The 7,236-nt window shown below is 39.7% G+C and carries 10 protein-coding genes; all 10 read right to left on the minus strand.

Annotated features, from left to right (window positions below; genetic code table 11):
* Nucleotides 1–5: 5 nt before the first annotated feature.
* The 10 genes from AACR11_RS00120 to AACR11_RS00165 all read right to left on the minus strand — a co-directional run bounded on the left by AACR11_RS00120 (nt 6) and on the right by AACR11_RS00165 (nt 7,093).
* Nucleotides 6–218: a DUF6404 family protein gene (locus AACR11_RS00120; RefSeq protein ID WP_079325440.1), complete on the minus strand. Its 213-nt coding sequence runs from the start codon at nt 216–218 to the stop codon at nt 6–8.
* Between the two features lie 135 nt (nt 219–353).
* Complete coding sequence (locus AACR11_RS00125) at nt 354–1,565, minus strand: hypothetical protein (RefSeq protein ID WP_029790599.1); 1,212 nt, start codon at nt 1,563–1,565, stop codon at nt 354–356.
* A gap of 161 nt (nt 1,566–1,726) precedes the next feature.
* Nucleotides 1,727–2,077, minus strand: coding sequence for a hypothetical protein (locus AACR11_RS00130; protein ID WP_029790600.1), 351 nt, complete (start codon nt 2,075–2,077; stop codon nt 1,727–1,729).
* A 750-nt stretch (nt 2,078–2,827) separates the two neighbouring features.
* On the minus strand, nt 2,828–3,265 hold the full coding sequence (locus tag AACR11_RS00135; protein WP_005448168.1) for a hypothetical protein: 438 nt from the start codon (nt 3,263–3,265) through the stop codon (nt 2,828–2,830).
* A gap of 200 nt (nt 3,266–3,465) precedes the next feature.
* Nucleotides 3,466–3,699: a hypothetical protein gene (locus AACR11_RS00140; protein WP_016784599.1), complete on the minus strand. Its 234-nt coding sequence runs from the start codon at nt 3,697–3,699 to the stop codon at nt 3,466–3,468.
* Nucleotides 3,699–4,106 carry a hypothetical protein gene (locus AACR11_RS00145; protein WP_029790602.1) on the minus strand — a complete coding sequence of 136 codons (408 nt, stop codon included), beginning with the start codon at nt 4,104–4,106 and terminating at the stop codon, nt 3,699–3,701. The genes AACR11_RS00140 and AACR11_RS00145 overlap by 1 nt, the downstream gene beginning before the upstream one ends.
* A 147-nt stretch (nt 4,107–4,253) precedes the next feature.
* Nucleotides 4,254–4,748 (minus strand): hypothetical protein, encoded by a 495-nt coding sequence (locus tag AACR11_RS00150; protein ID WP_029790603.1) that lies wholly within the window; start codon nt 4,746–4,748, stop codon nt 4,254–4,256.
* Nucleotides 4,749–4,894: 146 nt separating this feature from the next.
* Nucleotides 4,895–5,473 (minus strand): DUF6988 family protein, encoded by a 579-nt coding sequence (locus AACR11_RS00155; RefSeq protein WP_029790604.1) that lies wholly within the window; start codon nt 5,471–5,473, stop codon nt 4,895–4,897.
* A gap of 134 nt (nt 5,474–5,607) precedes the next feature.
* On the minus strand, nt 5,608–6,660 hold the full coding sequence (locus AACR11_RS00160) for a hypothetical protein (protein ID WP_050582055.1): 1,053 nt from the start codon (nt 6,658–6,660) through the stop codon (nt 5,608–5,610).
* Nucleotides 6,661–6,808: 148 nt separating this feature from the next.
* Nucleotides 6,809–7,093, minus strand: coding sequence for a MazG nucleotide pyrophosphohydrolase domain-containing protein (locus AACR11_RS00165; RefSeq protein WP_025640084.1), 285 nt, complete (start codon nt 7,091–7,093; stop codon nt 6,809–6,811).
* Nucleotides 7,094–7,236: the final 143 nt, after the last annotated feature.

The raw sequence follows: 7,236 nt of genomic DNA on the forward strand, positions 1-7,236 counted from the left end.
ACAGATCAATCACTTAAAGTCATGTCCGAAATTTGGGGGCCACTTCTGAAAGCCACACAAAGCATAACGTTTGCAAAAAAGCTCTGATAATAAGGCGGCGGAAAACATAGTCCGAGTTTACGTAACAACCTTACAAGTGGAGGATTGTAGTTCGACTTCCAAACACCTTTGTCACTTAACTCTTTGTGCGCAAGTTGTAGCTTCGTTTCATAATCCATGATCCAAATTCCTCGAATTCGATGTTTCCCGCGGAGAAACCTAACGCCGCATTAAGGTGTGAGCGGCGCTTGGCTATACTTGAGCGAAGCGAAACTGCCAAGCGTTGCGAATCACTCTTAAATGCTTTGTTAGAGCTACGCGTACTCAAGCAACGCCGTCTCCAATAAGTACAAAGACGCTAACCTTAAACTTATCATGTTACACTTCTCAAGGTATTTAGAGTACGTCATTACATGGATAGCACCTGTGCCGCCGCTTTGATATTGAATTTCTTTGCCTTTATTTATCAACTTTATCGAGCCATGATGCGAGGCATTTCTTAGGGGGCTTTCTATGCAATCTAAGAATGGATTAAGCTGACCATTTTCTGAAAATGGATTCCCTCTATTCGCTTTGTTTATTGTTTGGTATTTGGCTAAATCCATTGAGAGGAACTCATCGAATTTTCGTCCCTCAAGTATATTGTTTAAACATGCCAAAACAACGATATTACTAGTAAATGCCTCGAAGGCATTACCATAGAACATTTTGGTCTTATTAAAACCGTGAGACGAGGCTATATACCCTTCAATAACTGGCACGCAATTCTTTACGTATAAAATGGCTTGATCAAATTCTGAAAAGTTTTCAAAAAAACTGGAGAATATATCAAAGTACCTTTCTTGATGCGTAGTTCTTAGATTATCTCTGTAGTACTTAGCGAACCTTTTAAGCTCCTCTGAGTACTCAAAATTAGCGACTTCTAAACACTCTTTAGCACGGTCAAAGTAAACGTATGCTCTTGGTAAAGTTTGACAGTATAAGAAATCGTTAAGAACAGCATGGAGTGTAAAAGGACCCTTGAAATGGCTCGGCTTATATTTTTTCAGTACCTTTTGTGCAAGAGCTTGCTTATGGTTATTGGTCAAAGACCAGCCTTTTTTGATGGTCGACCATAATTCAGACGTACAATAAATTCCACCTAACTCTTCATAAGTATCTCTAAACTTAATACCCTTCAAATGAGGTCTTGGGACTAAAATTGGGGGAATTGAACTGTTGCCCATGATGTAATGAGACTGGGACATCCAAGAAAAGTTCTGGTCTTGACCTTGGTCTGTTTCACTCATTAAGAAATGAGGGTTTAAGTTAACTATCGTACCTTCTTCATCTGCTTGTTCGCAGTTTTCACAAAAATCTAGTTTCGTTGAGACTTTTTTAAAATCAACGTACATTCCCAAACCAATAGGTTCTTCACAACTAACACATGCAAAGTCATGCCTTTGATAATTATCATGACCTACTGAGATCCTTACTGTGGAAACGTGGTCACACGTTTTACAGCGAATCATGTCTCTAACGATCATTATTTCTAACTCCTAACTTTACCAAGTAGCTCTAACGCCCTGTTAAGGTGTGAGCAATGCAATACCGATGCTACCGCATATCACCTTAAACACTAAACACAACGCATAGTAAAAATGCCACGCGTTGCGAATCACTCTTAAACAGTTTGTTATAAGCGTGCTCACCAGTTGGGTGTAAGTAGCCCGGGACAAATTTCTACGAATTGAAACTCTGTAAGATCCCAATATTCAAAGCGCCTTTTCTGCGCCATACCACACCATTGTTGAGAGAGTATGAATGAATTTCCAAGCTTAATACCGTAACACTCGTCATATTCTGTGATCTCTAGAATGTGGTATATACGATTAGCACCAACAGGTTCTTTCAACCAATATGGCACAAGGTATTTAGCATTACGCCCTTTAAGGTTCGGTTTGCCTAAACTCTTATTTATCCACACCACATCATGATGAGAAACGTCTTCTGTAAACTCTTCAGTTTCAGGTACTACTAGAACACTGATACTTTGCATTATTCCTCCAAGCTTATAACGCCCTGCTAAGGGGTGAGCAACGCAATACCGAAGCAGCCGCATACCACCTTAATCACTCAAACCAACGCATAGTAAAAATGCCACGCGTTGCGAATCCCTCTTGAGCAGTTTGTTAGTTTGCAAACCCAAAGCGTTGATTTTACGTTATTTTAAACTTTGCAAACAATAAACTTTATGTGTTTTGATGCATTTAAGTCGGGCGTAGTCTCAAAGCGGCTAGTCAATGAAACCACTTGGAACAAACAACGTCGCAGAAAACGAACTCACAACACCAAAAAGCGCCTTTGGAAAACCAATCTCACAATGCGGACTTTCAACAAAGTCACTGAAACCACATGAACTTACCACACCAGAGAAAACGCCATTTCATCGAGTAAATCGGCTTTTGTACCAACAAACTCAACGAGCAGAGTTTCAGCAAAAAAGTTCGACTAAGGTAACCCAAAAATCGCCGCACAAAAAACAAATCAACCGTTGAAACGATGCCAATTTGGAATTTTCACCACGCTAGTTAACACTGAAATTGAACGCCGATACGACAATTATTACTTTGAGCTTTTACCGTTAGATCTTGCGATATAGCTGCGTTTTTCCTCTTGCAAACTAACGCCTTGTTAAGGGGTGAGCAACGCAATACCAAAGCTTCTGTATACCACCTTAAACACTAGACTTAACGCATAGTAAAAATGCCACGCGTTGCGAATCCCTCTTGAACAATTTGTTATGTGACTATCCACCCATTATCGCATTAAGTAAAACTTCAAAGTCCACACTCGACACCCCCTCAATTACATCGTTTATCCACGTAGTGACAGTCGCCAGATTAGATGCTGTCGATAACTTACTAGCTAGTGACGACTGCTCAATTTCTTTTGTACGCTGGTCTATATCTGATATGTTAGCGAACTGGCTTAATTCATTAGCAAATCTAAACCTCTCCTTGGGTTGCGATTCAGACAGAATTTGGAGAATTCTTTCATCAATTGAGCCCGCGACAATACCAGCACCGTTGTTTAAGAAAGTGGTGCTCTCCATGTCTACTTCGACACCCTCGCCTAAAAGCATACCTACGCCATTTTCTTCAAAATGACAGCCACTCATTTTAATAGTAGTTTTTGGTTTTTGAGTTAACACAGGTTTCTTTCGGAATGGAATAACATTACTCATGATTGGTCTCCTATATGCCCATGATAATATTGTGGTTGCATATTGAGATTTCAATGATGATCTGTACGAAAGTCACATAACGCCCTGTTAAGGTGTGAGCAACGCAATACCGATGCCGCCGCATACCACCTTAAACACTTAATCCAACGCATAGTGAAAATGCCACGCGTTGCGAATCACTCTTAAACAGTTTGTTATGTTTATTTTTTGAAGAGCTTACCGAACGTCTTTTTTAAATGATCGTCTAGGTGAGCTTGAACTATTGTTAGTCCCTCTTCAGCCGCAACGTCTAACAACGAATCGTAATCATTTAATTCATTACAATTTTGACATTTTATTAAGTCCCCAGAGGAAAACTCCTGATCAGGCTCTCCCTCTAAAGGACAATCACAAAACAAACATTTAAGCTCTACAGTAAAGTTGCCATCTTCCATTAATAATACCCCGTAAGTTTCAGACCAAGTGTTGCTAGGGCTAAAAGAAAACCTAAAACAAGAAAAAGCCCCTTGTGCTCCTCAATGTAGTCAGAAGTTTTTTTCAGAAACGTTCTGTTTGCTTTTAGTTCATCTGAACGTTTTTTTGAACGAGCAACGCCAATTCCTTTAGGAGTTATTTGCAATCCTTTGTAGTTGCCACCTCCCAAATACGCATGATTGAGCCACTCATGTGCTAAACACTTGTCTGCCGCTTTTTCGAGTTGCTCAAGAGTAAAAGTGCTTTTGTTCGCCACATTAATCTCTTGTACCAGTTGTTCATCTATATCGAGATTAACGGATTTGTAGGTGCGACCGTGCTCTTCCATATAGTCGATAACATTATTTAGTAACGCATACTCAGGCATTTTTCCTCCGATAAACATAACGCCGCGTTAAGTGGTGAGCAACGCAGACCACTGCACTTAAAGTATTGTGCCGTAAACACTAAAGCCGAAGTAAACCAAAAATGCCAAGCGTTGGGAATCCGTCTTAAACGCTTTGTTATACGTTTTTTACCACTTAGGAACCATACTCAATGCACTGTGTATTTGGTCTCTGGCAATATCACCGAATAAGTGAGTTTTTGCCATAAGCATATTGACAGCAGCACCGTTTGAAGCAGTTTGATTACGAATACGTTCTTTAGCTGCAAATGCAGATTTTTGACGTTTATAGACATCTTCCCACCAATCTCTACCATGCTTCTTAAGTAAGCTAGCTTTGATGGACTTGAAACGTTGTCTACTATCGCTACCCTCACCGGAAGCTAACACACTTGCCCATATCATGCGCTTTTGCAGATCATTTGGAAGCCAGTTTTGCTTTTGAAGATCTGAGATAACCTCGGGATGAAGATAGAGAGTATTCTCTGATACTTTTCTGGCAATCCACAACGATTGAGCACGCTCGAACGCAGCTTTCTTCTCTTGAGAACTGTAACCTTGGCAATGTTGCTTCCAAGTTTCCAGCTCATCAATTGAAGCTAATTTCTGAACTAGTTCTTCCAATGTCAAATCCTCCGGAAAAGTATAACGCCCTGTGAAGGGGTGAGCAACGCAATACCGAAGCCGCCGCATACCACCTTAAACACTTAAACCAACGCATAGTGAAAATGCCACGCGTTGCGAATCCCTCTTTAACAGTTTGTTATACATTACTTGTGGATACGCTTGTAGCTTGCAGTTAACTTTGCTGCAATGTCTTCTGAATTGCATATTTTAGCCATAGCTATTGAGTTTAAGTAAGAAATTACGCAGGCACGCCCATAAAGAACATCGATCTGACGTTTCTCAAAATGACTACCTATTTCATGCCTACCAATATGCCAAGCCCCTTGCACCCCTCCGCCATGTGTGAAATCGCACAAAAGCCCCCACATATCGTTTACTTTTTTCTTAAGCAAACCATCCTTAAACTCTTCTAACTCAGTTAAAGCATCCAGCATGTCATTTTTTCGGGGAAACTCTTTGCCAGCGTAAATGTCGTTTATATCTTCTTTTGAAGCACAGTTGAATATCCACAACCCTCGAATATAAGTTTCAAGTTGCGGTCTTAACAACGCAAACGCAGATGATGGAATATTTTTTCCACATAATTCATATATAGAACAACAATGTTCGTTACTCGTATACATTAGACCTAATGCCAAACGATTTCTATCGTCTGATTTAGCAGTCAGCTTAGACGTGAGAGCTTTAAAGGACTGGAGCCATCTATCTGTTTTTGTTCTCATAATTTTCTCGTAATGTATAACGCCCTGTTAAGGTGTGAGCAACGCAATACCGATGCCGCCGCATACCACCTTAATCACTTAAATTAACGCATGATGAAAATGCCACGCGTTGCGAATCACTCTTAAACAGATTGTTAAATGCCCTTTGGCTCTCGGAAGTGATAAATGCCTTTATCTCGATATTTATCCGAAAACCAAGCCACCCCTAAAAATTCCTTAGCTTCATAGCTTTCGTTTTCGTTCGGGGTATCTAATTTATCACGGAGGTATTCCTCAAATTCTTCACTATAGTTAGTAAAGACTCGACTCACACGCTTAAAGTCGTCTTTCCCATTAACAACTAATTTGTTTCTATTTGAAAATTTGTTTGGGTAAAGGAGGTTAAATGCACTAGATAACTTCCAATGATCCCTAATTGTGTTTTGTTCATAAAACTTGTGATGGCGGTTGTATAAATTGGTAAGTAAAACATAGTCTACACGATCGAACTCACTATGATGAGCGAAACTATTTTCTGTAAACAACCCAGAGAAGCCAAACAAGTAACGTCGCCAAGCTTGCATATCAAGCGCGGAGTCACAACACACGATTAGAATATTGATATCCTTGCCATCAGCACCAATCAGTTTTTCTTGGGCTGAAGTCAAGAATGTTCTCAGATTATTTTCCATGCTCTTCTGTATTTTAGAGTCTACTCCTGAAAATTTTAATCTTGATTGAATGTCACCAACTATCTCATCACTTTCAACTTTAGTTGGCGCTCTATCCAATGAGGAAATAATCACACTTCCATTCTCAGAATCGAGCTTGTTTTCAAAGCTTGGGCATTTAACCTCAATGTTAAATGTAATTCCCATATGGTCTAGAGAAAAATCGACATCTTTTGGTGGTGTGACTTTTTTCTCATAGGTTAACTTTATATCTTCTCTAATTAGAAAATCGCTCATTGCAGCTAACTCACAAGCCGTTTGTATGAACTGTGGCTCGTTGAAGTGCTGGGTTTTGAGCTGTAACTTTTTATCTATTAATTTACGGATTTCGCCAATACTTAGTATTGGAGTTAATCGGTTTATAACGTCATCCAACTCATCAACATATGAATCATAGCTAGCACAAGTTTTTGTAAGATAGTGTTCACTAGAACTGATCTCTAATAACTTAGATTTGAATGAACTTAGATTATTCATTTATCTTCCTCTCGGGCATTTAACGCCTTGTTAAGGGGTGAAGCACGCAACACCGATGCTACTGCATACCACCTTAATCAATAAAACCAACGCATAGTAAAAGTGCCACGCGTGCTGAATCCCTCTTGAACAATTTGTTATACGCGTCTTATCGGTTGTACTTAACTTTATTCAAAACTTCTTTTAGTTCATGCGTTTTCTCAAGGTTTACACCGTGAATATTGGCTAGAGCACAAACATAATACAAAACGTCATATAACTCTTCTGCGACTGAACCTTTGAGCTCATCTAGCGTTGGTTGCCCACTTTTGCCTTTGCGAATAGATTCCGATAATTCGCCAACTTCTTCGATTAGTTTTAAAAAATAGTGTTCAGATTGCTCTGGCGCATAATCGAATTCTTTTATATGACTTTGTAACTCAGATAACTTCATAACGTCCTTTTTGTATCATTTTCCATAAAGCGTATAACGCCCTGTTAAGGGGTGAGCAACGCAATACCAAAGCCGCCGCATACCACCTTAATCACTTAAACCAACGCATAGTGAAAGTGCCACGCGTTGCGAATCCCTCTTGA

Source organism: Vibrio sp. L85, assembly GCF_963871815.1.
In the GTDB taxonomy this organism is placed as follows: Bacteria; Pseudomonadota; Gammaproteobacteria; order Enterobacterales; family Vibrionaceae; genus Vibrio; species Vibrio harveyi.

Coding starts and splice junctions, on each gene's coding strand:
- AACR11_RS00120 (WP_079325440.1), bottom strand. CDS start 218: ATGGATTATGAAACGAAGCTACAACTTGCGCACAAAGAGTTAAGTGAC.
- AACR11_RS00125 (WP_029790599.1), bottom strand. CDS start 1,565: ATGATCGTTAGAGACATGATTCGCTGTAAAACGTGTGACCACGTTTCC.
- AACR11_RS00130 (WP_029790600.1), bottom strand. CDS start 2,077: ATGCAAAGTATCAGTGTTCTAGTAGTACCTGAAACTGAAGAGTTTACA.
- AACR11_RS00135 (WP_005448168.1), bottom strand. CDS start 3,265: ATGAGTAATGTTATTCCATTCCGAAAGAAACCTGTGTTAACTCAAAAA.
- AACR11_RS00140 (WP_016784599.1), bottom strand. CDS start 3,699: ATGGAAGATGGCAACTTTACTGTAGAGCTTAAATGTTTGTTTTGTGAT.
- AACR11_RS00145 (WP_029790602.1), bottom strand. CDS start 4,106: ATGCCTGAGTATGCGTTACTAAATAATGTTATCGACTATATGGAAGAG.
- AACR11_RS00155 (WP_029790604.1), bottom strand. CDS start 5,473: ATGAGAACAAAAACAGATAGATGGCTCCAGTCCTTTAAAGCTCTCACG.
- AACR11_RS00160 (WP_050582055.1), bottom strand. CDS start 6,660: ATGAATAATCTAAGTTCATTCAAATCTAAGTTATTAGAGATCAGTTCT.
- AACR11_RS00165 (WP_025640084.1), bottom strand. CDS start 7,093: ATGAAGTTATCTGAGTTACAAAGTCATATAAAAGAATTCGATTATGCG.